Annotated in this window: 22 protein-coding genes and 1 pseudogene; 8 read left to right on the top strand and 15 right to left on the bottom strand. The window is 70.7% G+C overall.

Features of this window, described 5'->3' with window-relative positions; all coding sequences use genetic code 11:
* Positions 1 to 6 precede the first annotated feature (6 nt).
* The 3 genes from ACG83_RS16345 to ACG83_RS16335 form a co-directional block, all read right to left on the bottom strand.
* On the bottom strand, positions 7 to 705 hold the full coding sequence (locus ACG83_RS16345) for a tyrosine-protein phosphatase (protein ID WP_255354752.1): 699 nt from the start codon (positions 703 to 705) through the stop codon (positions 7 to 9).
* 117 nt (positions 706 to 822) lie between these two features.
* Positions 823 to 1,794: an SOS response-associated peptidase gene (locus ACG83_RS16340; RefSeq protein WP_054567028.1), complete on the bottom strand. Its 972-nt coding sequence runs from the start codon at positions 1,792 to 1,794 to the stop codon at positions 823 to 825.
* 30 nt (positions 1,795 to 1,824) lie between these two features.
* Positions 1,825 to 2,568, bottom strand: coding sequence for a M50 family metallopeptidase (locus ACG83_RS16335; RefSeq protein WP_054567027.1), 744 nt, complete (start codon positions 2,566 to 2,568; stop codon positions 1,825 to 1,827).
* A gap of 296 nt (positions 2,569 to 2,864) precedes the next feature.
* On the opposite strand from ACG83_RS16335, the gene ACG83_RS16330 reads away from it, so the two are divergent.
* Both ACG83_RS16330 and add read left to right on the top strand, forming a co-directional pair.
* Positions 2,865 to 3,587, top strand: coding sequence for a 1-acyl-sn-glycerol-3-phosphate acyltransferase (locus ACG83_RS16330; RefSeq protein WP_054567026.1), 723 nt, complete (start codon positions 2,865 to 2,867; stop codon positions 3,585 to 3,587).
* A 103-nt stretch (positions 3,588 to 3,690) separates the two neighbouring features.
* A pseudogene (gene add / locus ACG83_RS16325) lies at positions 3,691 to 4,797 on the top strand (adenosine deaminase); the annotation flags it as partial.
* 12 nt (positions 4,798 to 4,809) lie between these two features.
* On the opposite strand, the gene ACG83_RS47955 reads toward add, so the two are convergent.
* The 3 genes from ACG83_RS47955 to ACG83_RS16315 form a co-directional block, all read right to left on the bottom strand.
* A complete protein-coding gene (locus ACG83_RS47955; protein ID WP_369812895.1) occupies positions 4,810 to 4,860 on the bottom strand; it encodes a hypothetical protein in 51 nt (16 codons plus the stop codon).
* Between the two features lie 99 nt (positions 4,861 to 4,959).
* The gene (locus ACG83_RS16320) at positions 4,960 to 6,477 is read right to left on the bottom strand and encodes a cation:proton antiporter (protein ID WP_054567025.1); all 1,518 of its coding nucleotides are present in this window, start codon (positions 6,475 to 6,477) and stop codon (positions 4,960 to 4,962) included.
* 392 nt (positions 6,478 to 6,869) lie between these two features.
* A complete protein-coding gene (locus ACG83_RS16315; protein WP_076825533.1) occupies positions 6,870 to 8,201 on the bottom strand; it encodes an alkane 1-monooxygenase in 1,332 nt (443 codons plus the stop codon).
* A gap of 211 nt (positions 8,202 to 8,412) precedes the next feature.
* Between ACG83_RS16315 and ACG83_RS46725 the strand changes: the two genes are divergently transcribed.
* From ACG83_RS46725 to ACG83_RS16295, 4 genes are all read left to right on the top strand, one after another.
* Positions 8,413 to 8,769 (top strand): hypothetical protein, encoded by a 357-nt coding sequence (locus ACG83_RS46725; RefSeq protein WP_235497947.1) that lies wholly within the window; start codon positions 8,413 to 8,415, stop codon positions 8,767 to 8,769.
* A gap of 57 nt (positions 8,770 to 8,826) precedes the next feature.
* Complete coding sequence (locus tag ACG83_RS16305) at positions 8,827 to 9,729, top strand: AEC family transporter (protein ID WP_054567024.1); 903 nt, start codon at positions 8,827 to 8,829, stop codon at positions 9,727 to 9,729.
* A 225-nt stretch (positions 9,730 to 9,954) separates the two neighbouring features.
* The gene (locus ACG83_RS16300) at positions 9,955 to 10,875 is read left to right on the top strand and encodes a 3-hydroxybutyryl-CoA dehydrogenase (RefSeq protein WP_369812891.1); all 921 of its coding nucleotides are present in this window, start codon (positions 9,955 to 9,957) and stop codon (positions 10,873 to 10,875) included.
* 26 nt (positions 10,876 to 10,901) lie between these two features.
* On the top strand, positions 10,902 to 12,065 hold the full coding sequence (locus ACG83_RS16295; RefSeq protein ID WP_054567023.1) for an acyl-CoA dehydrogenase family protein: 1,164 nt from the start codon (positions 10,902 to 10,904) through the stop codon (positions 12,063 to 12,065).
* Positions 12,066 to 12,171: 106 nt separating this feature from the next.
* On the opposite strand, the gene ACG83_RS46055 is transcribed toward ACG83_RS16295, so the two are convergent.
* The 3 genes from ACG83_RS46055 to ACG83_RS16275 form a co-directional block, all read right to left on the bottom strand.
* Positions 12,172 to 13,194, bottom strand: a complete 1,023-nt coding sequence (locus ACG83_RS46055) for a hypothetical protein (RefSeq protein WP_054567022.1) — start codon at positions 13,192 to 13,194, stop codon at positions 12,172 to 12,174.
* A gap of 649 nt (positions 13,195 to 13,843) precedes the next feature.
* Positions 13,844 to 14,341, bottom strand: a complete 498-nt coding sequence (locus ACG83_RS16280) for a GNAT family N-acetyltransferase (protein ID WP_054567020.1) — start codon at positions 14,339 to 14,341, stop codon at positions 13,844 to 13,846.
* A 102-nt stretch (positions 14,342 to 14,443) separates the two neighbouring features.
* Complete coding sequence (locus tag ACG83_RS16275; RefSeq protein WP_054567019.1) at positions 14,444 to 14,746, bottom strand: DUF1778 domain-containing protein; 303 nt, start codon at positions 14,744 to 14,746, stop codon at positions 14,444 to 14,446.
* 176 nt (positions 14,747 to 14,922) lie between these two features.
* Here ACG83_RS16275 and ACG83_RS16270 point away from each other — a divergent pair, with 176 nt between their 5' ends.
* Positions 14,923 to 15,318, top strand: a complete 396-nt coding sequence (locus ACG83_RS16270) for a YkvA family protein (protein WP_083473286.1) — start codon at positions 14,923 to 14,925, stop codon at positions 15,316 to 15,318.
* Here ACG83_RS16270 and ACG83_RS16265 read toward each other — a convergent pair.
* The 6 genes from ACG83_RS16265 to ACG83_RS16240 all read right to left on the bottom strand — a co-directional run bounded on the left by ACG83_RS16265 (position 15,294) and on the right by ACG83_RS16240 (position 25,493).
* Entirely contained in the window at positions 15,294 to 18,077 is a 2,784-nt protein-coding gene (locus ACG83_RS16265) for an aconitate hydratase (RefSeq protein WP_054567285.1), read from the bottom strand. The genes ACG83_RS16270 and ACG83_RS16265 overlap by 25 nt on opposite strands.
* 428 nt (positions 18,078 to 18,505) lie before the next feature.
* On the bottom strand, positions 18,506 to 19,867 hold the full coding sequence (locus ACG83_RS16260; RefSeq protein ID WP_054567018.1) for a glycosyltransferase: 1,362 nt from the start codon (positions 19,865 to 19,867) through the stop codon (positions 18,506 to 18,508).
* A gap of 323 nt (positions 19,868 to 20,190) precedes the next feature.
* Positions 20,191 to 21,567: a nucleotide sugar dehydrogenase gene (locus ACG83_RS16255; protein ID WP_054567017.1), complete on the bottom strand. Its 1,377-nt coding sequence runs from the start codon at positions 21,565 to 21,567 to the stop codon at positions 20,191 to 20,193.
* 27 nt (positions 21,568 to 21,594) lie between these two features.
* Positions 21,595 to 22,770: a non-hydrolyzing UDP-N-acetylglucosamine 2-epimerase gene (gene wecB, locus ACG83_RS16250; RefSeq protein WP_054567016.1), complete on the bottom strand. Its 1,176-nt coding sequence runs from the start codon at positions 22,768 to 22,770 to the stop codon at positions 21,595 to 21,597.
* Positions 22,767 to 22,967, bottom strand: coding sequence for a hypothetical protein (locus ACG83_RS16245; RefSeq protein ID WP_054567015.1), 201 nt, complete (start codon positions 22,965 to 22,967; stop codon positions 22,767 to 22,769). The genes wecB and ACG83_RS16245 overlap by 4 nt, the downstream gene beginning before the upstream one ends.
* 45 nt (positions 22,968 to 23,012) lie before the next feature.
* Entirely contained in the window at positions 23,013 to 25,493 is a 2,481-nt protein-coding gene (locus ACG83_RS16240) for a bi-domain-containing oxidoreductase (RefSeq protein ID WP_235497946.1), read from the bottom strand.
* Positions 25,494 to 25,727: 234 nt separating this feature from the next.
* Between ACG83_RS16240 and ACG83_RS16235 the strand changes: the two genes are divergently transcribed.
* Positions 25,728 to 26,918, top strand: coding sequence for a glycosyltransferase family 4 protein (locus ACG83_RS16235; RefSeq protein ID WP_054567014.1), 1,191 nt, complete (start codon positions 25,728 to 25,730; stop codon positions 26,916 to 26,918).
* The last annotated feature ends 76 nt before the right edge of the window (positions 26,919 to 26,994 follow it).

Genomic DNA, 26,994 nt, shown 5'->3' with positions numbered 1-26,994 from the left:
CTGGGCTCAGTCCAGGATGCGCTTGCGCCACAGCGCGATGGAGTCCTGGCTGCCGCCACGTTCGAGCAGCCACGCCTCGGGCCCGCCCGGCACCCCGTCGATGACCCCGAGCACGTGCTCGACGGCCTCCTGGGAGACCTCGGTCACCGCGCGGGCCGTCGGCCCCGACCGTGCCCCGGGCAGGAGCGAATGGCCCTTGAGCCGCCGCAGCACCCCCGGCATGTTGGCGCCGGTCGCCAGATAGTCGGCGATCACCTGCTCGTGGCCGACGCCGGCCAGGCGCAGCAGCAGCGCGGTCACGATCCCGGTGCGGTCCTTGCCGGCCGCGCAGTGCACCAGCAGTGGGCCGGGTGCCTCGGCCGCCAGGTCCACGATCTCCACCAGCCGGGGCGCCGCTATGTCGAGGATCGTGTTGTAGAGCGCGCGCAGGCCGCCCGCGAGCACGTCCGGGCCGAGCGAGTTGCTGGCCCGGCCGGTCTCCTCGCCCAGCAGCGGCTTGATGTGCACCTCGGAACCGAGCAGGGACAGCGGGTGCGGGGAGCTCCCCCGCTCGACCGCGGACCGCAGGTCGACGACGGTCGGCGGCGGCCAGATGAAGGTGACCGCCGGCCGCTCATCGCCCACCCGCGGCATGTCGCTGCGGTAGAGCACGCCGGCCCGAAGGACCTGCCCGGCCGCGGTCGTCATGCCGCCGACATCGCGCAGGTTGGCCAGCGCTTCCCTGAGCGGCTATTCCGTTCCCATGCACAGTCCTCCCGAAAACCCGGCGTCGCACGGTCAGAACACCTCGGACGAGCATCGATCTGACGAACCCGTCATCCGTCAACGCGGCGCGTGCGGCCTCGCACCATCCTCGCCGAAAAGGGTGCCCTCATGCGCGGGCATGCCGTCGATGCGGCTCATGGTGGCCCTGCCGTCGATGTCGTTGATGCCCCCGGTGTCGCCGATGCCGTCAAGCGCAGTCGCCGCGATACCGGTCGCCTCGATGCCGGTGGACTCGCCCTCCCGCACCAGCACGACCGGGTCGATCAGGTGAGGGGAGTCGTTGCGGACGCTGCCGACCGCGGACGAGACAGGGTGGGCAGCGAAGACCCCGGCCGGTACGGGGCGCAGGACACCGGCGAGGTCGGCGCGGTCTCGCACCTCCGGATCGATCCACCGCGACCAGGCGGAGCGTGGCACCACGACCGGAGACCGGTCATGGAGGAACTCCAGGCCCGTGGCCGCCTCGGTCGTGATGATCGCGAACGTCGCCAGCGGTTTGCCGTGATGCCACCCGCTCTCGTAGATACCAGCGAAGGCGAACAGGCCATCCGCACCCGGATGCCCGGCGGGATGGATGTAGTAGGGCTGACCGCGGCGCTGCCCGGCGACCCGCTGCCACTCGTAGAAACCGGTGGCGGGGACGAGACACCGCCTGGCGGCGAACGCCGAGCGGAACGCCGGTCTGGACGCCACCGTCTCGGCCCGAGCATTGATCATGCGGTTGCCGGACTGCCGGGCGTTCCCCCACCGCGGCTCCAGCCCCCAGGTGGCCAGGCGAAGCACCCGACCCGGGACGGCGGCGGCCTGGGCCTGCGCGCCGTACGCGCCAGCAGCGGCCCTGTCGGCATCAGCAGCGGCCCTGTCGGCGCCAGCCACGGCGGCGGGCTGCGCGGATGCCATCACGATCGGCATCGCGGTCGTCGGTGCGACGTTGTAGCTCTCGCGGAGCGCGCCGTGCGTCTCGTCCACCGCCGACATGGCCGCCGCGAGCTCGTCCGCGCTGAGCGTCTGGGTGTACCTCCCGCACATGGGCCCAGTCTCGCAGCCACCTACGACGTCTCAGACGATGAGCGCCGCCGCGGCACCCGCCAGGCAACCCAGCGACAGCACACCGAAGACACCGACCCAGAAGGTCCCCGGCAGGCCGGTCAGGCGGGCCAGCTGATCGGGATCGGAGTCCCGTGCCCGGCGGCGCCGCCGCTGGCGCTGCACCTCGACGATCGGTCGCAGCGCCCCCAGCAGCAGGAACCAGGTGGCGTACGCGGCGAAGCCCGCCTGGACGTCATCTGTGGCGAACCAGGAGACCCCGAGCACGACGGCGGTGCTGACCAGCACGGTCGCCACTCCGAACCCGTTGCGGACGACCACCAGCAGGACCAGCAGCAGGGCGACGATGACCTGGAGCAACAGGCTGACCCGGCCGGTCGCGAGCAGGCCTGCCGCGCCCAGCCCGAGCAACGACGGGGCCGTGTACCCGGCGGCCACGGTGAGGACCACACCCGGCCCGGTCGGCCGGCCGGAGGAGACCGTGACTCCCGAGGTGTCGGAATGCAGGCGCACTCCGGCGAGCCGGCGACCGGTGGCCACCGCGACGAGCGCGTGGCCGCCCTCGTGCGCGATCGTGACCACGTGTCGGGCCCTCGGCCAGAGACGGTCACTCGCCACCGTCAGCAGCGCGGCGATGCCGGTGACGACGAGGATCCAGTGCGCGGGTGCCGGCTGTGCCCCGAAGCTCCGGCTGAGCAGGTCGGACGTGGCTGCTCCTCTCCTCGTTGCCGCACCGGCGCGACCTCGTCGCCGCACCCGCGCGACCGCACTGCCGCGACCGCGCCATCACACCGCGCCGGGAACACGCCCGGTCGGACCGGCGACGGTTCGGCGTACGTCCTCCCGATAATCGCGCATGGCGGGTTCCGCCCCCAGAGTGCGGTGCTCCCCGCATCCGCGACGGGGCGTCGTGTTCCCGACAGCAGGTACCCTTCGGCGCGCGAGGGGGACTGTCAGGACACGCATCAGGCCAGCGCTTCCCGCGCTGGGGCGACGGCACGGGGCGGGCCGGCGAGGCACCCAGATGGGCCGAATGGGGAGGAACCCGGGCAATGGCTGAATACGTGTATCGACCGGTCATCCACACGGTGCTCGGGCTCTTCCGCGCGTTGCGGCTGCAACTGGACGTCCGCGGTGAGGAGCATGTGCCGGCGGACGGCGGAGCGGTCGTGCTGATCAACCATGTGTCGTACCTGGACTTCGCCCTGGCCGGCGTGCCCTTCTGGTGGTCGCAGCGGCGGCTGGTCCGGTTCATGGCGAAGAAGCAGGTCTTCGATCACCGGGTGAGCGGGCCACTGATGCGAGGCATGCATCACATTCCGGTCGACCGGTCGGCCGGTGCGGGGTCGCTGCGGGAGGCGGTGCGTGCCCTGGGCGCCGGCGAGCTGGTCGGTGTGTTCCCGGAAGCCACGATCAGTCCGAGCTACTGCCTGGCGCCGTTCAAGTCCGGCGCGGCCCGGATGGCCGCCGAGGCTGACGTACCCGTCATCCCGCTGGTGCTGTGGGGCAGCCAGCGGATCCTGACCAAGGGGCGGCCCCGCAACCTGCGCGCCGCGGTCGGGACACCCGTCTCCATCACCGTGGGCAAGCCCGTGCCGGCCTCGGAGCTGCGGGACTCCCGGGCGGGAACCGAGCTGTTGCAGCTGACGATGGCGGAGATCCTCGACGACGCGCAACGCCGCTATCCCGCGCCGCCCCCCGGCGAATCACCCTGGTGGCTTCCCGCTCATCTCGGCGGATCCGCGCCGGAGCCGCCGAAGCCGCCGACGCCATAGCGCCGTCGTCCGGACCGGTTGCCTCACCACCGGCCGGCGGCAGGTTGACTGAAGCCTCGGAACGGCTATCGACGGAGCGGAGAACACCGTGGCGGACCACGTGATGGACCGGCCTGGCCCAGCGGAACACGACCACGAGGCGCGAGGTCAAGGAGCCATCGGGCAGATCACGGACGAGCAGTTCGTCGACACGCTGCCCAAGGTCGAGCTGCACGTCCACCTCGAGGGGTCGATGCGGCCCGGCACGCTGCTCCAGCTGGCCCGCAGGCACGACGTCGACCATCTGCCGACCGACCTGGACGCCCTGCGGGCCTTCTACCGGTTCCGCGACTTCGACCATTTCATCGAGGTCTACCTGGCCGCCGTCCAGGTGCTGCGGGACGAGGAGGACTTCCGCCTGCTCGCGCGCGAGACCGCGCTCGGCCTGGCCGAGCAGCGGGTCCGCTATGCGGAGATCACCTTCACCCCCTGGCTGCACGTCCAGCGTGGTGTCGATCCGGCGGCGGTGTTCGCCGGGGTGGAGGCGGGGCGCCTCGACGCCGAGCGGGAGACCGGCATCCAGGTCCGCTGGATCACCGATATTCCCGGTCTGCCGGGAACCGACAGCGTGCACTCCGGCGAGCGCACGCTGGAGCTCGCCCTCGAACACGGCGGGGAAGGTGTGATCGCGCTCGGCCTGGGCGGGCCCGAGGTCGGCGTCGGGCGCCCCCAGTTCGGCCCGGTGTTCACCGCGGCCCGGGACGCGGGCCTGCACTGCATCCCGCACGCGGGCGAGACGACCGGTGCGCGCACGATCTGGGACGCCCTGGAGTTCCTGCACGCGGAGCGGATCGGGCACGGCACCAGTGCCCTCGAGGACCCCGCGCTCGTGGAGCACCTGCGCCGCCACCACATCCCGCTGGAGGTCTCCCCCACCTCCAACCTGTGCACCGGTGCCGTGGCGAGCTACGCGGCCCATCCGCTGCCGCGGATGATCGCCGAGGGCCTCGACGTCAACCTGAACAGCGACGACCCGCCCATGTTCAACACCACGCTTCGCCAGGAGTACCTGCACGCCCTGCGTTCGCTTTCGCTCACCCGGCAGCAGGTCTTCGACCTGGCGGCGGCGGCCGTCGAGCACTCGTTCCTGCCCGAGCCCGGAAAGGCGCGGCTGCGGGCGGAGTTCGCGGTCGCCGCCGTCGAGCTCGGCGTGACCACACCAGCCGTGGCCACGCCAGCTCGGTCAGCGTCGGCGTCGGCTCAGCCGGCATCGGCTCAGCCGGCATCGGCTCAGCCGGCATCGGCTCAGCCGGCATCGGCTCAGCCGGCGTCGGCATCGGCGTCGGCGTCGGCGTCAACAACGCTGGCACCGACGGAGCGCTGAGCCGGCCCGTCACCTCAGCCCGGCCGGCTGGCCGACGAGGTCGAGCTCGCGCAGGCGCTCCTGCGCGGTCTGCTCGACCCGGCGCATCGTCGCCCGCAGAATGGGCGGCGTCATGATCGACGTGACGATCGCGACCAGCACGATGACCGTGTACATGGCTGTGGAGAGCACACCGAGGCGCAGGCCGGTGCCGGCCACGACGATCTCGATGACGCCACGGGCGTTGAGGCCGGCCCCGAGCGACAGCGCCTCCCAGTGCCCGAGCCTGCTGATCCGCGCGCCGAGGTAGGCACCGGCGAACTTGCCGATGACGGCGAGGCTGAGGATCACGACGGCAGCGAGCGCGACCTTGGCCTCGGCCAGCGCGGTGAGGTCGATGCGCAGCCCGGCCGACGCGAAGAAGATGGGCGCGAGCACGCCCATGACCACCAGCCGGAGCGGTTCGAGCCGACGCGAGTCCAGATTCGGTGCCGAGCCGAGCAGGATGCCTGCGACGAAGGCGCCGAGAATGGCTTCCAGCCTGAGGGCGTGGGTTCCCGCCGCCGCGGCGAAGATGAACAGGACGACGACGGCGATCCCGGACGCGCCACCACCGGACCCGGCCGGGATCGGGATCCGCGGCACCGCCGGGGGCCCGGCGGCGGACGCCGATGCGGTGCCGTGCTCCGCTGACGTCGACGCGGCCGGCGGGGCAGCGGCGGACGGTCCCGCCGCGGGATCCACCCGGTCCGAGACACCGGCGGCCGCCGGACCTGGCCCGGCCGCGCTGCCGGTCTCCTCCCGGGCCAGGCCACCCGCAGCGATGGCGATCCGGGCCAGCGGGCGCCCCAGGAGGAAGGCAACCAGCACGACGCTGAGCAGGCTTATCACCGGCCAGGCGATATCCCCACCGCGCACGCCGGTCGTGGCCATCGCGGAGACCACCGAAAGCAACGACCAGCCGACCGCGTCGTCAACCGTCGCGGAAGCGAGGATGAGCTGGCCGACGTTGCGATGCAGCAAGCGCATGTCCAGGAGAATCTTCGCCGCGACCGGGATGGCACTCACGCCCATGGCCACCCCGAGGAACAGGGCGAAGACATGGCGATCGGCATCCTCGCCAAGCAGCGAACCGGGCAGGAGCAGGCCCGCTCCGATGCCGAGGCCGACCGGCAGCAGCAGACCCGCGGCGCTGATCCGGGCAGCGGTCGCCCCACGGCGCCGCACCATCCGCATGTCCATCTCCAGGCCGGTCAGGCCGACCAGAAGAATCACACCCATCTGACCCACGGCATCCAGCAGATGCATCTGGTCCGGTGCGGTGGGCAGGAGCCAGCCGGAGAAATCAGGGGCGATGTCGCCCAGCAATGACGGGCCCAGGAGAACACCGGCGAGAAGCTCGCCGACCACCGAGGGCAGGCCGATTCTCACCGCCAGTTTTCCGAGCGCCAGCGCCAGCGCAAGGAGTACCGTCAGCTGAAGTAGAAAGATCAACAAAGAATGGTGCGACAGCGGGGCCGTCGCCACAAATGCTTCCGCCACGTTCACGTTCGTCCGCTCCCACCACCGTGCCTGCGTTCAGCCCGCCGACCGGGCCGTTGTTCGCCGCACGCACCAGTACCGTCCGGGCACGGCGCGCGCGAGCGCGGTGTACGCGGACCCGACCCGGCGGTTCTTCTGACGACCACCAGGCCCCCGAAACACCGCCCGGCCTTCGAGCGGTGTTTGTGGGCACGCCTCGCCGCATCTCGCCCGCGGCGCGTGAAGGGCCACCGCGACAACAATAGCCAGCTCGCACGCCATCGGGGCCCGGCCGCGGAGAATCACCGGCCACGCCGACCGGACGAGGCTCCTCGGTCGCGCAGACCCGCAGACACGTACGGGGCCCCCGCACCGATCGCACCGGTGCGGGGACGGCTCCTTCTCGGCCTGCCCGGGCTTCAGCCGATACCGGGGCCAGTGCCGGACCGGGAACGGTCGGCCGGCACCCCCACGCTCGGCACGTCGCCGCCCGCACCCGCCCCGCCATTGGCACCCGCCGTACCACCGACACCCGCCCTGCCACCGGTATCCGTCGTATGGCCGACATCCGTCGCGCGACCGGCGTCCATACCACCGAATCGCGCGACGAGATCGGCCCGCCGGCGCGGGTCGAGATTCGCCCGGGTTACGTCCCCGTCGTAGTGGGCGACCACCCGGGGATCCATCACCTGGAACCAGAGACGCGGGACCAGCGAGGCCAGGATCATTGTTCCGTAACCGGTTGGCAGCTGCGGAGCAAAGGAAAACGATCGGAGCGACTGGTAGCGCACGGTCGGGTTGGCGTGATGGTCGCTGTGCCGAGGCAGATGATAGAGCGCGAGATTGCTGATGACGTCGTCACTGTTCCAGCTGTGCCGCGGATCGACCTTCTCGTATCTGCCGGTCGCGGTCCGTTGCCGGGCCAGCCCGTAGTGCTCGACGTAGTTCACCGCCTCCAGCAGGGAGAATCCCACCACGGCCTGCAGAACGAGGAAGACGAGAACGGACGGTCCGAAGACACCGGCGAGGGCTCCGAAGAGAACCACCGTGTACACCCACGAGGTCAGCACCTCGTTGCGCACGGACCACGGCGAGCGCCCGCGCAGGCGCAGCCGGCGCGCCTCCAGCTCCCACGCCGAGCGCAGGCTGCCGAGGACGGTGCGCGGCCAGAACCGCCAGAAGCTCTCGCCGAGCCGGGCGCTGGCCGGGTCCGCGGGGGTCGCGACCCGCACGTGGTGACCGCGGTTGTGCTCGACGTAGAAGTGGCCGTAGGCGGTGGTGGCGAGCATGACCTTCGCCAGGACCCGCTCCAGCCGGTCGCGCTTGTGGCCCAGTTCGTGGGCGGTGTTGATACCGACCCCGGTGACGGTCCCGATCGCGCCGACCACGGCGACGCGTTCGACGGCGGACAGCTCGCCGTGCACCCACGCCCAGCATCCGAGCACCAGGCAGACGCCGGTGAGCGGCAGATAGAGGAAGGTGCACCACCGGTAGTAGCGGTCGGCGTCCAGGGCAGGACGGGCCCAATCCGGCGCGGCCACCGGATCCTTCGGCGTGGTCGCGTCGAGCAGCGGCAACAGGCCGAAGACGAACATCACGGTGAGCCACCACGGAAGGCCCGAGCCCGTCCGATGCCACAGCCCGAAGGACACGATCGGGAGAACCGGGGGGACCAGCGCGGTCAGCCACATGTACCGCTTGCCGTCGCGCCACCGCGTTCCGTCCTGGTCGACCAGCACCGGTGCCGCCATGCGTGTCACCTTCCGCCCACCCGACGCACGCGGAAACGGGCCCCGAACACCGAACACCGCAGGCCGCCGCTCGTCACCGCACCGTCACATCTCGAAGTCTCACATCCGCCGCGTACCGGAACAACCGCCCGCACGAACAACGACCCCGTTCCGTCCCTCCCGTCCGGCCTTCGAGCCCGGTCAGGCGCCGCGGCGGTGCACACTTGCGCCCATGACCGCGCAGACCAGGCCGCACGGCTCGATGACGAACGCGCCCCCGTGGATCGGCGGCGCCACGATCAGCGCCCTCTTTCTCTCCGCCGCCGTCCTGATCACCTACACGCTCCTCCCGCTACCCGGCCAGCGCTCGCTCGGCGGCGTGAACTATCTCGTCGCCGCGCTGCTCTTCGGCGTCCACATCACCTTCAGCCGTCTCTACCGGAGCTTCTACCGGCGCGGCCGGGCACGACGGGCCAGGTCCGGGGGCATGGCAGCGGCCGGGCCGCACCCGGACGAGCCAGGTGACGACGCTCCGGCAGACATCGTCCAGCCGGACGGCCCGGCGCACCCGGATCCCCTGCACAAGTGACATAGCCGACGCCGCACGGCGCGCCCCGCAGCCACCCCGGGCTGAAACGATGCCCCGGTGTCCGCCCTGGTCGTAGTGTTTGTCGGCCTTGTCGCGGGCGCCGCGGTCGCGCACACCGGTCATCTCGGCGGTGACGCGGCACACACCCTCAACATCTGGCTGCTCGACATCGCGCTGCCCGCGCTCACCCTGCACGTCCTGCACGACGTCCAGATCCCGTCGAACATCGTGCTGGTCGTGGCGGCTCCGTACGCCCTGTGTGCGACGACCATGGTGATCTACCTGGTGGCCGCCCGGGTGCTGGGGCTGAGCCGGGAGGTGGTGGCCGCGCTGATCGCCGCCACCGCGGTGGCGAACACCTCGTTCGTGGGCATCCCCATGGTCACCGCCTTCTTCGGCGAGTCCTGGGTGCCCGTCGCGCTGTTGACCGACCAGCTCGGTTCGTACCTGCTGCTGAACACGGTGGTGCTGGTGGTTGTCACCGCCGCCGCCGGAGCCACCGCGGCGCCGCTGGCCGTCGCCCGCGCGACGCTGACCCGGCCGTCGATGCTGGCCCTGGTGCTCGCGCTGGCGCTGCGCCCGGTGGAGTACCCGGCCTGGCTGGACGAGGCACTCGCCTCGATCGGCGCCACCCTGACGCCGCTGGCGCTGTTCTCGGTGGGCCTGCAACTGCGGGTCAACGCCGTCCGCCGCTGGTGGCGGGAACTGGTGCTGGGGCTGACGGTGAAGCTGGCGGTGGCCCCCGCCGCGGTTCTCGGGCTGTATGTCGCCACGGGTGTGTTCACCGATCCGGACGTCAAGGTGGCGCTGTTCGAGATCGCGATGCCGCCGATGGTGGCCGGCGCGATCCTCGCGGACCGGCACGGCCTGGCTCGCCCCCTGCCGAGCCTGCTGGTTGGTGTCGGCGTGCCGCTGTCCGTCGCGACACTCGCGATCTGGTCGATTCCCCTGCACCCCTGAGATACCCCACATCCGGCGACACCGGGCGCCGGACGATCCACGCACGCAAGTATGTGGGCGTCCTAAAGTTGGAGCGAGAGACAATCTCTGGGTCGCAAGCGCCAGCCCGATCGAGGAGACTCGGGGGCGGCATGGCGTGCCACCGGCGTGGCCTGTCGCGGCATGCCGCGAGCACCGCGCCGCGCGGAGGACCGGCACGAGCAGCATACGAACGGAGGCGGCCAGGTGGCCGAGACAGAGCAGGTCGGGACAGAGCAGGTTCCGGCGACCCCGGGCACGGCGGCCAGCGCGCCGATCCAGCGGGTCGGTGTGGTCGGGTGCGGTCTGATGGGCTCCGGCATCGCCGAGACCTGTGCGCGGGCAGGCCTTGACGTGCTGGTCCGGGAGGTGGACGTCGCGGCGGTCGAGGCCGGCCGGAAACGGATCACCGCCTCGCTCGACCGCGGAACCCGCAGCGGCAAGCTCAGCGAGGCCGACCGGGACGCGGCCCTGGCCCGGCTCGCCTTCACCACCGACCTCGGCGACTTCGGCGACCGCCAGTTCACCGTCGAGGCCATCGCGGAGAACGAACAGGCCAAGACCGAGATCTTCAAGGCGCTCGACAAGGTCGTGGCCGACCCGTCGGCGATCTTCGCCTCCAACACCTCCTCCATCCCGATCATGAAGCTCGGGATGGCCACCGGCCGCCCGGACCAGGTCCTGGGTGTGCACTTCTTCAACCCGGTTCCGGTGATGAAGCTGGTCGAGCTCGTCCCGTCGCTGCTGACCTCGGACGAGACCCTCACCCGCATCCAGGAGTTCGTCACCTCTGGTCTACGCAAGGAGGTGATCCGCTCCAAGGACCGCGCCGGGTTCGTGGTCAACGCGCTGCTCGTTCCCTACCTGCTCTCCGCGATCCGGATGCAGGAGTCGGGCTTCGCCTCCGCCGACGACATCGACCTCGGCATGGTCCTCGGCTGCGCCCACCCGATGGGCCCGCTGCGGCTGATCGACCTCATCGGGCTCGACACCATCAAGGCGGTGGCCGAGTCGCTGTACGACGAGTTCAAGGAACCGCTCTACTCCCCGCCGCCGCTGCTGCTGCGCATGGTGGACGCCGGTCTGCTCGGCAAGAAGAGCGGCCGCGGCTTCCACCAGTACTCCTGAACCCACCACACGAGAACGGCACCGACGTGGATCCGAACTTCGACACCTACAGCCTCAGCGACACCCATACCGCCGTCCGTGAGGCCGTCCGCGATCTCGCGGAGAAGGAGATCGCACCGTTCGCGGCCGACGTCGACGAACAGGAGCGCTACCCGACCGAGGCCCGGGACGCGCTGATCCGTTCGGGGTTCAGTGCCGTGCACATCCCGGAGAGCTACGACGGCCAGGGCGCCGACTCGGTGGCGACCTGCATCGTCATCGAGGAGGTCGCCCGAGCCTGCGCCTCCTCGTCCCTCATCCCAGCCGTCAACAAGCTCGGCACGATGCCGATCCTGCTGTCGGGGTCGGAGGAGCTGAAGAAGCAGGTCCTGCCCTCGATCGCCAGCGGTGAGGCGAGCGCGTCCTACGCGCTCTCCGAGCGGGAGGCGGGATCGGACACCGCCTCGATGCGGACCCGGGCCAGGCTCGACGGCGACCACTGGGTCCTCAACGGCACCAAGACCTGGATCACCAACGCGGGCGAGTCCACCTGGTACACCGTCATGGCCGTCACCGACCCCGACGCGGCGAAGCCCGCCGACGGCATCTCCGCGTTCGTCGTCCGGGCCGACGACCCCGGCTTCGAGGTCGGCTCCAAGGAGCGCAAGCTCGGCATCAAGGGCTCACCCACCCGCGAGATCCACTTCGTCAACTGCACGATCCCCGCCGACCGGATCATCGGCGAGCCCGGCACGGGTCTGCGCACCGCGCTGCGCACCCTCGACCACACCCGGCCGACGATCGGCGCGCAGGCCGTCGGCATCGCCCAGGGCGCGTTGGACGCGGCGATCGGCTACGTGAAGGAACGCCGCCAGTTCGGCCGCCCGATCGCGGACAACCAGGGCGTCCAGTTCATGCTCGCGGACATGGCGATGAAGATCGAGGCGGCCCGGCACATGGTGTACGTCGCGGCGGCCCGCGCCGAACGCGGCGAGCCGAACCTCGGCTTCATCACCGCCGCCGCCAAGTGCTTCGCCTCGGACGTCGCCATGGAGGTCACCACCGACGCCGTCCAGCTCTTCGGGGGCGCCGGCTACACCCGCGACTTCCCGGTCGAACGGATGATGCGCGACGCGAAGATCACGCAGATCTACGAGGGCACCAACCAGATCCAGCGGATGGTCATGTCCCGGGCCCTGCTCCGGGGCTGAGACCGTCCCGTCCCACGGTGAGGCGCCGCCGATACGGGCGGCGGCGCCTCACCACCTGCGTGGCCCGGCCCAACCCGCGCCGGGCTCCCGCCGGATTACCCGCTGACTACAGACCGCCCACAAGTGCGGACGTCTCCGACGGACCGTCGACAGAGTCGCCGTAGTCGCCGTAGTCGCCCCACTGGTAGTCATCCTTGCCGGGCTTGTCGTACTTCTCGTGGTGCTTCTTCTTGTCGTGCTTCTTCTCGAACCAGAGAACCTTCTCGAAGGTGATCCGGATCTTCTTCTTCACCAGGTTCTTCTTCTCGTGGTGCTTGTAGTCCCCGCCCGGCCTCGGGCTGTAGGCCACCGGCTCCTCGACAGCACCCGGGGTCCCCCAGTCGCCGGGGTCGCCGTAGGAGTCGTCACCGTACGAGTCGCCGCCGTAGTAGGGGTCGTCGTCACCGTAGGAGTCATCGCCGTAGGAGTCATCGCCGTACGACTCCTCGCCGTACTCCTTCTTGTCGTGCTTCTTGTGGTGCTTCTTCTTCTCGTTCTCGAACCAGAGAACGCGCTCGTAGCTGATGGCGTCCTTGCGCTTCGAGATGTCGTCACGCTTCTTCTTGTGGTGCTTCTTGTCGTACGGACCAGCCAGCGCCTCCTCGCCGGCAACCGGCCCGTCCACGGCCGTCGGGTCCACGACGGGAGCAGCCGGGTCCACGACGGCGGCCGTCGGGTCCACGACCGGAGCCGCCGGGTCGTCAAAGCCGCCGGGGGGCGGGAGAAGCGCCGAGTCGTCGAAGCCGCCCCAGCCCTCATCGCCGCCCGGGCCCTCGAAACCGGTGCCCGGCTCGTCGCCCGTCGGGTCGACGGCCTCGTCGTCGTAGCCGGGCCACTTCTTCTTGTGGTCCTTCTCGTCCTTGCCGTGGTGGTCCTTCTTCTTGTGCTCCTTCTTGTCCTTGTGGTCGAACCAGAGAACGCGCTCGTAGCTGACGGCGACGCGCTCCTTCTTGACCTGCTGCTTGCCGTGGTGCTCGCCGCCGTACGGAGCGGCCTGCGCGACACCGGCGCCCGCGCCGAGCGTCACCGCGACGGAAACCAAACCGGAGGTCGCGAGAATCGCGGTACGACGCCCAATTCTGCTCGCCATTTCCAACCTTTCAAAAAAGATCTGTTGCATCGGCTCGTCGGGCGACAACATAGCCGCTGGTCAGCGGGCGGACGGAGGCTCAAAACAGACGTGTCGCCGGGACCTTCGGACCTTCAGTTCCGACCCATTTAGCCGAATGCGTAGGCGACGGGAGGCTGACCCGAAACAACGATCCTTTTCCATCTCACGGTGTACGGTCAGGGATGCCACGGGTCCGAGTCGAGACGGAAAAGGCCCTTGATCCCCACCCCGAGATCAGGCCACAGGAGCGCAGAAATCACGGCGAATCCACCCGGCACCAGACTCCGGAACGGGGAAATAGGCGTATGCGGCGCCGACCAGGCATGACACCCGGAACAATAGCCGGCCGTGACGGGTCGCCGTCGACCTGTTTACCTGCACTGTTGCGCGACCGAAACACGGCAGGAAAGGTGCGCCGCCTTCCGGAGCCGGCAGAAATTGTGTCGACCGCGAAATCAGGCGCCGGCGGAGAACCCACACCGGCACCCGGCGCCGACACAGGGCCTGGCTCTCCCGCGGCGCCACCCGGCCTCGGCGCGGCCCTGGTCGTGTTCATGGCCGCGTTCGCGGCCGGAGAGCGGAGCCCGGCCGCGTTCGCGGCCGGAGAGCGGAGCCCGGCGGCCGGCGGCTAGCTCGGGAGGCTGGCGGCGTCCTGCAGGGGCAGGAGCAGCAGGTGCGGGTCCATCCCGGTGGGCGCGAAGCCGAAGTGCCGGTAGAAGGCTCGGCCGGCGGAGGCGATGGCGTGGGCGCCCAGCAACGGGGTTCCCACCATCCGGCGCACCGTCAACGCCCGCATCGTCGCGTCCCGCAGCAGCCGGGCACCGACACCGCGCCCCTGATAACGGACGTCCACGGCCAGCCGACCGACGAGCATCAGCGGCACGGGGTCGGCGGGGCGGCGGGACCGCCACCGCGACGGTGGCGCCACCCGCTCGGCGGCGGCTGTCGCCAGGCAGTAGAACCCCGCGATGGTGGTGCCGTCGAGGATCACGAAGGTGTTGGTGATCCGTTCCTTCTGGTGGTCCTTGGCGTGATGGCGCAGCCAGCCGTCGACGGCCGGGTCACCACAGCCGAACGCGACCGTGTCATGGTCCTCCAGCAGGGCCGACGGCTTCGTGAACGACACGGAACAAGCTCCCATCCAGCCAGGAACGATCTCGATGCGCTGACATCCGGTACCGACGCGGAACGCGGCGTGGCGGGCCCGCGGGCCGGCGCCGGCGTCCGACTAGGCGTCCGGCTGGCCGGACTGCTGGCCAGGTGGCTGCTCACCCGGTTCCTCGTCGAGCAGGCGTCGCATCCGCGGGTTGTCCGCCGGCGGTGCCTGCAGCATCGCCTCCAGCTCGGCCCAGGCGGACTCGGCGACCCGGAACAGGCGGCGGTCGGCGAGCACGTCCCGGGCGTGGCGCCGCATGCTCTCGACCGCGAACATCGCCAGGCTGAGACCCTCTGCCTCGGCAGCGGACCGGATGATCTCCGCGTCGTCCTCGGGCAGGTCACACGTGATCTTCTCGTCGCCAGCAGAGGTCATACCGGCAGTCTGCCGTTCCGACCCGGGCGAGGGGAAGCCGGGGTACCGCGACGTCCAGCGATCCTGGCCGCGTGCGAGCGCGGAACGTTGGTGCCGCCGGGAACGTTCGCAATGGCGTCGGAGCGGGCATTCGGAGTGCGATCACTCCGACTGCCGAAGGAACGGTGGGCATCACTATGAGCGACGATCTCGGCACCGCCCTGGTGGTGATCCTCGGCGTGATCGCCGTGGCCGGCGTGCTGCTGGCCGGTGGCGCCTGGTACCTGCTGCGGCGCTACCGGCTGCCGTTGCACGCCGTGGCCACGACGATCGCCAGCCTGCTCTACGTCATCTCGCCGGTGGACGCCGTGCCGGAGGTTCCGCTCGGGCCGGTCGGCCTGGTCGACGACCTCACAGTGATCATCGCAGCAGCGCTGTACCTGCGCAGGCTCGTCGGCGCGAGGAGCACCGCGGCGGGGAGCACTGCGGCGGGGTCCGCCCGGAAGGCCTCGGGAGGCCATCCCGGACGAACCCCGACCTCGACTCCTACTCCGATTCCGACCCAGGATCAGATCAGGGAGCGCAGGACGTAAAGCAGGATGCCGCCGTGGCGGTAGTACTCCGCCTCACCGGGGGTGTCGATCCGGACCACGGCCTCGAACGACTTGTCCCCCGCCTGGACGGTGATGGTGGGGGTCTTCTCGTCGATGGTGGCCAGGCCCGTGATGGTGAAGGTCTCCTCACCGGTGAGCCCGAGCGACTCGGCCGACTCGCCGACCGGGAACTGCAGCGGCAGCACGCCCATCCCGATCAGGTTCGACCGGTGGATCCGCTCGTAGGACTCGGCGATGACCGCCCGCACGCCGAGCAGGGCCGTGCCCTTCGCGGCCCAGTCACGCGAGGAGCCGGAACCGTACTCCTTGCCCGCGAGCACCACCAGCGGGACGTTCTCGGCCGCGTACTTCTGCGCCGCGTCGTAGATCGCCACCTGCTCGCCGTCGGGCAGGTGGCGGGTGACGCCACCCTCGACGCCGGGCACCAGCTTGTTGCGCAGCCGGATGTTGGCGAAGGTCCCCCGGATCATCACCTCGTGGTTGCCGCGCCGCGACCCGTAGGAGTTGAAGTCGGACGGGGCCACCCCGTGCTCGGTGAGATACCGCCCCGCCGGGGAGTCCTTCTTGATGGAGCTGGCCGGGGAGATGTGGTCGGTGGTGACCGAGTCCCCCAGGTAGGCCAGCACCCGGGCGCCGACGATGTCGGTGCGCGGCGTCGGCTTGGCGGACATCCCCTCGAAGTACGGTGGGTGGCGCACGTAGGTGGAGTCCTCCACCCAGCCGAAGGTCTGCGAGACCTCGCCGCCGTCACCGATGGGCAGCGCCTGCCAGCGGGCGTCGCCGGAGAGGTCGGCGTAGCCACCCGAGAACATCTCGGACGCGATCGAGCTGGCCACGACCTCGGCGACCTCGGCCTCGCTCGGCCAGATGTCACGCAGGTAGACCGGCTCGCCGGCGGTGTCGGTGCCCAGCGGGTCGGTGTCGAGGTTGATGTCCATCGTGCCGGCCAGCGCGTAGGCGACCACCAGCGGCGGGGAGGCCAGGTAGTTCATCTTGATGTCCGGGCTGATCCGGCCCTCGAAGTTCCGGTTGCCCGACAGCACGCTGACGACCGCCAGGTCCGCCTTGTTGATCTCGGCCGAGATCTCGTCGGCGAGCGGGCCCGAGTTGCCGATGCAGGTGGTGCAGCCGTAGCCCACCAGGTTGAATCCGACCTTCTCCAGGTAAGGGACGAGGCCCGCGCGCTCGTAGTAATCCATGACCACCTTGGAACCGGGAGCCAAGGTGGTCTTCACCCACGGCTTGCGGGTCAGGCCCTTCTCCACCGCGTTCCGCGCGAGCAGCGCCGCGCCCAGCATGACCTGCGGGTTCGAGGTGTTGGTGCAGGAGGTGATCGCGGCGATGGCGACCGCGCCATGGTCGATCTCGAAGGTGGTGCCGTCGGCCAGGGTCACCCGCGTCGGCTTCGACGGACGGCCGCTGACGTCACCGGCGACCGCGTTGACCGAGACCGGCGCGTCGGACGGCTTGTCCGCGAACGGCGCGGCCGGGTCGGAGGCGGGGAAGGACTCGGCGTCGGCCTCGTCCACGCCGCCGTTGACCAGCTCCGTGACACCGGCGTAGGTGCCGAGCGCCTTGCGGAAGGCCGGCTTCGCCGTCGACAGCGGCACCCTGTCCTGCGGGCGCTTCGGGCCGGCGAGGGAGGGGACCACAGTCGAAAGGTCCAGCTCAAGAGTGGTGGTGTAGTCGGCCTCGTGGCTCGGGTCGTGCCACAGGCCCTGCTCCTTGGCGTAGGCCTCAACCAGCGCGACGAGCTCGTCCGGGCGGCCGGTGAGCCGCAGGTAGGACAGGGTCTCGGCGTCGATCGGGAAGATCGCGCAGGTGGAGCCGTACTCGGGGCTCATGTTGCCGATGGTGGTGCGGTTCGCCAGCGGGACGTTCGCCACGCCCTCGCCGTAGAACTCGACGAACCGGCCGACCACGCCGTGCTTGCGGAGCTGCTCGGTGATGGTGAGCACCATGTCGGTGGCGGTGGTGCCCGGCGGGAGCTCGCCGGTGAGCTTGAAGCCGACGACGGTCGGGATCAGCATGCTGACCGGCTGGCCGAGCATCGCCGCCTCGGCCTCGATGCCGCCGACGCCCCAGCCGAGCACGCCGAGGCCGTTGACCATCGTGGTGTGGCTGTCCGTCCCGACGAGGGTGTCGGGGTAGGCCAGCGTGCCCTCGGCGGTCTCCTTCGTGAAGACGACCCGGGCGAGGTGCTCGACGTTGACCTGGTGCACGATGCCGGTGTTCGGCGGCACCACGGTGAAGTTGTCGAACGCGGCCTGGCCCCAGCGCAGGAACTGGTAGCGCTCGCGGTTGCGCTCGAACTCCAGGGTCGCGTTCAGCTCGAACGCGTCCGGCCGCCCGAAGTGGTCGGCGATGATCGAGTGGTCGATCACCATCTCGGCCGGCGCCAGCGGGTTGATCTTCGACGAGTCGCCGCCGAGCGCGACCATCGCCTCCCGCATCGCGGCGAGGTCGACCACACAGGGGACACCGGTGAAGTCCTGCATGATGACCCGCGCCGGGGTGAACTGGATCTCCTGGCTCGGCTCCGCCGCCGGGTCCCAGTTGGCGAGCGCACGTACATGGTCGGCGGTGATGTTCGCGCCGTCCTCGGTACGCAGCAGGTTCTCGAGCAGAACACGGAGGCTGTACGGCAGGCGGTCCGCCCCGGGCACCGCGTCCAACCGCCTGATCGTGTAGGTGCGATCACCTACCGCGAGTCTGCCGGTGCTGCCGAAGCTGTCCATGGCCTTCGTCTCCTCCTCGTCACCTCCCCGCTTCTGGTCAGCGGGAAGGTTCGACACAAGCGCCGATCGCTGTGGCCGACCCTGAGTTCGCCACGGTCGTCCACTCGTCCCATCCTGGCACTGTCAGGGGTGACGGCGACGCCGAGAGCCGTTGGTCACATTCCCACAGGGCTCGACGTGGCTGTGACCGCCGCCTCCCGGGCACGTGCCCCCGGTCCCGGCGGTCCACGCCGTTTTTCCCTCGCAGAGGCTACAAATATCAGGTGGTCCGTCCGGACGTGTACCGCATGCCCCCTGGTCAGGCCGGACGAGACGGCCGGGATCACGACGACGGGGGGTGCGTGGCCCGCTGGCCATGACGCCGGAAGGTGGGATGTCCCACCCAGGCCGGACCCACCTTGGACGGGCCGTGCCGGAGCAGGCCGCGGTTACGACCACACGGCCGTGATGTCGCGCTGCCAGTTCTCCATCGTGAACGGAGATCGCCGCAGCCGGCGCATCGCTTCCCGACGCTCGTCCAGCGTCGGCGGCACGACCGCCAGGTCCGCGGCGGTACTGGCCCAGATCTCGTTCGGCGTTCCCAGCGGAAGCATGGTGATCCCGGGCAGCACCCGGGCGATCTCCGCGACACCCGGCAGATCCGACGACAGCACCGGGGTACCGACCGCGCACGCCTCGAGCACGACGCTCGGTAGCCCCTCGTGCAGCGACGTCACCAGCAGCAGCGACGAGTTCACCAGGAGCTTGGGCACATCGCCCCGCTCGCCGAGGAACTCGACCCGGTCCGACACCCCCAGGCCGCTGGCGAGGGTCATCAGCCGCTCGGTCTCCTCCGGGCTCTGCCGGCCCACGAACCGCAGCCGCACGTCGAGCCCGCGGGTGCACATCGCCGCGACGATCTCGATCGCGCGCGACCGGTTCTTCACCGGATCCGGGCGGGCGATGTGCAGGACCGTCAGCGGCGGCGGTGCGACGTCCCCCAGCTCGTCGAGCTCCGGCAGGGAGGGCATCGGCCGCTGGCCGGCGATGGCCACCCCGAAGGGCTCGAGCTCGACGCCGTTGTAGATGACCCGGCACCGGGGATCCAGCCGCCAGGACTCGCGCCAGAGGCCACGCATGGCCGCCTCGCTGACCGCGATCAGATCGGTGGCGAACGCATCCAGCAGGACCCGGCCCAGCGCCCGCTGGAGCCGGCCGCGGACGCTGTCGCCACGGCGATCCGTACTGGTGAAGAAGTGAGCCACCCGGCGGCGCACACCGGCGGCCCGGGCAACCGTCAGCACCACCCCCGAGAACGTCGCCACCCCGGAGTGGACGATGTCGGGCCGGACCCGGCGCAGCAGCCGGTGGAACGCGAACGGAAAGCTCGGATCCGCGCGGCAGTAGTACACCTCGCCCCCGAGCGACCGGATCTCCTCGTCCAGCGATCCGGGCGCCCCCGAGGTGACGCAGAACAGCAGCCGGAACTCGGCCGGGTCCAATCGTCGCAGCAGGTTGACGGCACGGATCGTCTCACCGGCCAGGTCCATCCTCGGCAGCACCTCGAGCACCGTCACCGGGTTGGCACGGCTGGACGGGGCGGGAGCCGGGCTCACCTGCCCGGCCGGCGGGGGGAGCAACCGGTCGCCGGCCGCCGCGCCGCGCGCGTCCCCCGCCTCGCGTGCCGGCCCGTCGACGACACTCGGCCCGTCGACCACCGCGAGCCCGTCGACCTTCACCGGCCCGCCGGACCGGTCGGCGCCCGCAGGCCATCGATCGGTCCGAGCGCCACCCGTGCCCCTGCCACCCATGCGCATGCCACCTGCCGGTCCGCCGCCGCTTCGTATGCCCTTGGCCCGTTCGTCACCGATATCCGCCCCACTGCCGCAACGATGACCACCCTCCAAACTCGGATGTGGACGCTCAGCACTCGGCCAGGACATCTGGCAACCTTCGCCAACCTACAGAGAGAGTTCTACTACACAGAGTTATGACACTCGGCAACGTGAGACGAAAAGGCGGGGCGTCGCCCGCGCGACGCCCCGCGCCGAACCTGCGATTCGGGCCAGGCCGACGGGTGACCGCTCGGCCGCGGACCCCAGGTCGGGTGGCGGCGTACGGTCCCAGCGCGGCGTCACATGGACTCGACCATGGCCCGCCCCGGCGCGGAGCGCTGCGCGGGAACGAACGCTCTCGCCGAGCCGCTCAGAGCACCCCCGCCGGCCGCTGCGGTCGCTGCGGTCGGCACCGCCGCCGACCCCGCGGACGGCTGCAGCCAGTGGCGGGTGTCCAGCACGGCCCGGGCGTGGCTCAACACGATGTCGCGCCGGAACGCGTCGTGATCGACCAGCACGACAACCAGGTCCGCTGCCGCCGTCTGCTCCTCGTCGGCATCGACCAGCTCGATCCGCCCCGGAACCCGCGCGGGATCGACGTGCGGGTCCGCCGCAAAGACCTCCGCTCCGCGATCAGCCAGCAGCGCCGCCACCCGGGCCGCTGGCGACTCCCGCGAGTCCCCGGTGTTCCTCTTGTAGGCGAGCCCCAGCAGCAGAATACGACTTCCCCGCACAGAACATCCTCGTCGGCCAAGTATCTCGGACACCCTGCTCACCACATGGTCCGGCATGTGGTGATTGATATCGTTGGCCAGTTCGACAAACCTGAAGCTGCGACCGAGCCGCGACCGGACGCGCCATGACAGGTAGGACGGGTCGATCGGAAGACAATGACCTCCGACGCCGGGACCCGGCCGGAACGGCATGAAGCCGAAAGGTTTGGTCGAGGCGGCGTCGATCGCCGCCCAGACGTCCGCGCCGAGCTCGTGCGCAAACATGGCGAGCTCGTTGACCAGAGCGATGTTGACATGACGGAAGGTGTTTTCCAGGAGCTTGGTGAGTTCCGCGGTCCTCGTCGAGGCCACCGGAACGGTGCTGTCCACCAGCGAGTCGTAGAAGGCGGTCACGGCCCTGAGCGAGGCCTCGTCGACACCGGAAACGACTTTCGGAGTGTTCTCCAGCCGCCAGACCTTGTTCCCCGGATCGATACGTTCCGGGGAGTAGCCAAGCCGGAAGTCGGTGCCGGCCGTGAGACCGGACAGCTCTTCCAGCAACGGCCCGAACAGTTCCTCGGTCGTGCCCGGGTAGGTGGTTGACTCCAGCACCACGGTCGACCCGGGTCTCACGAAGGGCGCCAGGCTCCGCGCCGCGTCCGTCACGAAACTGAGGTCAGGTACGCCCTCCCGCAGCGGGGTGGGCACGGTGACGACCGCGACATCGAAGGCCGCCGCCGCGGCGTAGTCGGTCGTCGCCTCGTACCTGCCAGAGGCGAGCGCCGCTGCCAGCTGACCGTCAGCGATGTCCTCGACATAGGACTCACCAACCACAAGTCTTTTGACCCTACTGATGTCGACGTCGACGCCCACCACCCGCCAGCCGACCTCCACCGCGCGCATCGCGAGCGGGAGACCGACATACCCCTGGCCGACAACTACCAGCTTTCCCGTTGAAGTCATGAGCCCAGTGTGGCGCCATAACCACTCTCAGCTACGCATCGGCAAGTTCGTGTCACGTTCCGTTATCACTCGGGGCCTCGGGGGTTCCCAAACTCCGTCGCGCGGGCCTTTCCCGACGCCGCCGGCGAAAGTCCGGACCAGCACGGCGGAGATCCGTTGACCGGCACGCCCATCCCACAGCTCCGGACAACGCGGCGGAGGCGGCCGCTCCAGCCATTCGAGCGCCGCGGCGACCACCGCATCCGGGGAACGGCCCACCACCCGGTTGGTCCCCTCGGTGACAGTGATCGGACGTTCGGTGTTGTCCCGCAACGTCAGGCACGGAACTCCGAGAACCGTCGACTCCTCCTGCACCCCGCCCGAGTCGGTGAGGACCAGTCGCGCTCCCATCTGCAACGCGAGGCAGTCGAGGTACCCCACCGGCCCGAGTATCCGTAGACCAGCCGGGAGCCGACCGGCGAGGCGGTCGGCGGTACGTGGGTGGACGGGGAACACCAGCGGGCATCGGCCGGCGATCTCCCCCAGTGCCGCGACCAGGCCGTCGAGCACCGCGGGGTCGTCGACATTGCTCGGCCGGTGCAGGGTCACCAGGCCATACCCACCCGAGTGCAAGCCCAGCTCGGCGAGCATGGGCCGAGCACGGGCCCGCTCCCGGCACGCCAGCAGCGTGTCGACCATGACATTGCCGACCAGATGCACCGACTCCGGTGGCGCGCCCTCCGCGAGCAGGTGCGCCACCCCCTCGGGACTGGGCGCGAACAGCAGGTTCGACAGCCGGTCGGTGACGATCCGATTGATCTCCTCCGGCATCGCCCGGTCGCCGCTGCGCAGGCCGGCCTCGACGTGCGCCACCGCGATTCCCGCCTTCGCCGCGACCAGCGCACAGGCGAGTGTCGAGTTCACGTCCCCGACGACGACCACCACATCGGGGGCCAGTCGCATCAGCAACGGCTCGAAGGCGGTCATCACCGCAGCCGTCTGCACGGCATGGGACCCGGAGCCGGCCTCCAGGTGGTGATCCGGTGGGCGCAGACCGAGATCGGTGAAGAAGACACCGCTCATCGCGTCGTCGTAGTGCTGCCCCGTGTGCACGAGGGTGGTGCGGACGCCGTCAGCCGTCAGCGCGTCGAGCACGGGCTTCACCTTGATGAAGTTCGGCCGGGCCCCGGCCACGACGACCGCGTGTGGCGCGGCCGTGGTCATGGCGTGGCCGTCCCGTCGCGGCCCAGCCGTTCCGGCGCCCGGCGCACCGCCGGCACGCCCAGCACATCCGGAGCACCCGGCGGGCCGGGCACGCCCGGCGCTTCGGCCCGCTCGGCGGCGAGGTCGGCGTCGACCATCATCTCAACCGGGTACGAGCCGTCCTGGCCGGTGATTCCCGTAATCAGTGCGCGAGGCACGTTCGTCCTCCTCCCTGTCTGCAGTCGACCTCGACTGACCCTCGGTCAGCGGGTTGGCTCGCCTTCTTCTCGCAGCACGGGAGAGGCCTGGCCCTCCGGCGGCACGCTGTCCGCGCCCACCCCCCGCGCTGCCGGCACCGCTGGCTGGCCCACCTGCTCCGTCCCCGCACGGCGAGCATCCGCGAGGTCGATGCCAGCCGGCTCCTTCGCCACCGCCACCGCCACCGGCGCCGTCGCCACCACCGGCACCGTCGCCGTTGCCGTCGCCGTCGCCACCACCGGCACCGTCGCCGTTGCCACCGACCGCGGAGAGCCTGTCGGCTGTGGGAGGCTGGTGCCGAGGCTCGCGGCGGCGGCGAGCGTTGCCCGGGACGACGCGATCAGTTCCGCCGTCACGTCCGTCGCGCCGCCGCGGCACATCCGCAGGAACGCGCCGACCGCGGCCCGATGCCCCTTGTCCTGCGCGCCTTTCCACTCCGAGACACCATCGATCACCAGCTCCCGGAAGTCGTCGATTCGCAGGTGGCTCCTGCCGGCGAGAGCCTCGACCAGCTCCTTCCGGCAGGCCCGGGGCCGGGCGGAGCTGTACGCGACGGTCGACAGGGTGCCGTCGACATGCCGCATGGTCACAGCCAGGTCCTCGGCAAGCAGCACCTCGCCACCGCGGCCGGGCACGGCTGTCGCCGTCTCGACCCGACTACCTGCCAGCGCCACGCAGGTGTCGATGAAATGGCAGACCTCGCCGAGAAGCCGGCCGCCCTCGACCCGGTCGCCATACCAGTGGTCGGCGGGTACGGGACCGGCGGCGACCCGGTAGATCAGGCTCAACGGGCCGTCCCGCTCCGCCAGCCGCCGACGGGCCGCGACGACCGCCGGGGAGAACCGACGGTTGAGGCCCACCATCAGGACCCCGCCGCCCACGTCCGCCGCCCGCTCGACCATCTCGAGCTCGGCCAGGTCGAGGGCCAACGGTTTCTCGCACCACACATGCCGGCCCCGTTCGAGGGCCGCCGCCGCCAGCCGGGCGTGCGTCGAGTGCGGTGTCGCGATCACCACGACATCGATGTCGTCGTCATCGAGCAGTTCCTCAACCCCAGCCGCGGCCCCCTGGAAGCCATGCCGGTCGGCGAAGGCGCGAGCTGATCGCCCACTCGCCGAAGCGACACTGGTGAAACGGTCGAAACCGGCGGCTCTGAAGGCCGGCAGCAGCACCGAGCTGGAGAAGTTCCCCGCACCGATCCAGCCGATCCGATCACCGCGGCGCCCAGGTGAACCAGCCCCACGTGCCACCGGTCGCGGGTAGCCGACCTGCCGGGCCTTCCCCGCCAGGGAGTACTCGGTCGATGTGGCACTTTCCGCGGGCGGACCGTCGTCCGCCGCCTCGGCGTCTTCCACCGGCCCGGTGCGGCGCGGGTAGTCGAACCGGATGGCCAGGTACGGCTCCCGTCGCGTCGCCACCAGGTCATAGGCCGCCGGGGCCCGCTCAAGCGGAAAGGCGTGGGTGACCAGGTCGGCCACGGACAGCCGGCCGGCGGCGAGCAGGTCGAGCACCGCTTCCTGGTTGCGGCCCTCCGTCCAGCGGACCTGGCCAGCCGGGTAGTCCACACCCCATTCCTCGTAGCCACGCTCGTACCGACCGGGTCCGTAGGAACGCGCGAAGCGAAGGACGAGCTCCTTCTCGTAGAACGGCGCGCGCGCCAGCCCCAACGGGACGTCCCCGACGACGACAAGCTGCGCCCGGTCGCGGGCGAACTCCGTCGCACGCATCACCGGATCACCGGACCGGCCCGCCGCGCAGATCAGCACCGCGTCCGCCCCGCGCCCGCGGCTCCACTGCCGCACTGCGGCCGTGGTCGCCTCGCCGGACTCCCGCAAGGCCCGCACGCCGGTCGCGGCAGCGGTCTGCAGCGGCAGGTCCGCGAGGTCGACGCCGGCCACGTCACATCCGCTGGCCAGCGCGATACGGGAGGCGAGCTGGCCGATGAGGCCCAGTCCGACGACGACCACCTTGGCTCCCGGGCCGACCTCGGCCAACCGGAGCCCGTGGAGCGCGATCGCGGCGATGGTCGTGAAGGCGGCGTCCGCGTCGGGGACCCCGGCCGGCACCCGCGCGCACAACAGCCCGGGCACCGCCTGGAACTCGGCATGGTTGGCCCATCCGGCACCGCCGGTGGCCACCAGGTCGCCGGGCCGGATGCCCTCGACGGCGTCACCGACGCGGATCGCGCGGCCGGCCCCGCTGTAACCGAGTGGCAGCTCGGAGGCGAGGCGGTCGCGGACCGAGCGGACCGCCTCGCCGATGCCGTCCGCTCGGGCCTTCTCCGCCACCCGGCGGACCAGGTCGGGGCGTGCCCGTGCCTTGGCCAGCAGCCCCGACCGGGCGAGCGTGGTCACCGCCCGCTCGGTGCCGGCGGACACGATGGTGGCGGTCGTCTCCACGAGGACCTCGGTCGCCTCGATGGACGGGATCGGGGTCTCGACGACCCGGACCTCCCCACCGCCCGCGGCTTGGACCACCTGCCTCACCGGAGATCCCGGCCTGTCGCTGGGACCCGTCGGGCCGAAGAGCCGCGGCGCCGCGACCGGTCAGACACTCGCACTCGCGTCATGCGACAGAGGGTAGTTGATGACTTACATTCAGCCACGAACAGCGGCCTGTCGTGCCGTTGGAGTGTCACCAACCTGTGAGCAAGCCGCAGCCGCGACGCCAGCATGCCCCACGCGGGTCATCGCCTGCCGAGCCGAGCCGTAAGGAGTGACATGATCGCAGCGGGTGCGGCGGCACTACTGGTAACCGTCGTCGCCATGCCGGTCGTGGTCAGCGCGATGCGGCGCCTGGCCGCCATCGACGACGTCAACGAACGCTCCTCGCACCGGGTGCCGACCCCTCGGGGCGGCGGCATCGCCGTAGCCCTCGGCATCTTCGCGGGCGTGGTGGTGCTCCAGGTCACCAGCGGTCACGGCGACTCCCCCGGCCTGCTCCCGATGATCGTCGGGGTGACACTGTTCGGTCTCGTCGGTCTCGCCGAGGATGTGGGTGCAGACGCGGGCGGCATCTCCCCGCTGCGCCGCCTGGCACTGCAACTGCTCGCCGGCCTGGTGGTGTCGGCCGTGCTTCTCACCAGCGTGTCCCTCGATGCCGCGCCGATCCCACCCGTGGTGGCGGTGTCCGCCGCCGCGCTGATCGGCCCACTGTGGATTACCGGTTTCGTCAACGCGTTCAACTTCATGGATGGGGTCAACGGCATCTCGTCCGCGCAGGCCGCCGTCGCCGGCGGCAGCCTCATCGTGGTGGGACATCTGTACGAGGCGTCGGCGCTGGCCGCGGGCGGAACCGTTCTGGTCGGGTCGGCGATCGGCTTCGCGCCGTTCAACTTCCCCCGCGCGCGGATCTTTCTGGGTGACGTCGGCAGCTACACCCTCGGCACCAGCCTCGCTGTGCTCGCGTTGCAGGGCATCCTGTCCGGCATCCCGGTGGAGGCGGTGCTGGCGCCGCTGCTGCTGTACCTCGCCGACACCGGCGCCACGCTGGTGCGCCGGGTACTACGGGGCGAGCGCTGGTACCTGCCCCACCGCACCCACACCTACCAGCGGCTCACCGACGTGGGCTGGACGCACACCCGGGTCACGGTCACGGTCGCCAGCCTCGTCGCGGCGAGCTCAGGCCTGGGACTGCTGGCCGCACGGGGTGACCCGGGCATCCGGGTGACGGCCGACCTCGCGCTGCTCGTGCTGGTCGTGGGTTATCTGAACGCACCTCGGCTGATCACACTGGCCCATGCACGGGGATGCGCCGAGCGGCCGGCTCCTGCCGATCCCGCCCATCCAGGGGGTGGCTCCCGGGAGCTCGTCCTGCCGCACCAACGACAGGGCGACAGCCCACAGCTCACCCCTGATCGGGCTGAACCCAGCCGGCCGGCCCGGGTACCCGACCCGGCCGACACCCGGTGACGACAGCAATCCAAGTTATTCGACAACCATGCGAATACAGTTGACTACTAATAGCGACAAGGCGCGGTCCGATCGC

The sequence above is a fragment of the Frankia sp. R43 genome (assembly GCF_001306465.1).
Lineage (GTDB): Bacteria > Actinomycetota > Actinomycetes > Frankiales > Frankiaceae > Parafrankia > Parafrankia irregularis.
Note: the sequence above shows the minus strand (reverse complement) of the source record. Positions and strands in the feature narration are given on the sequence as shown.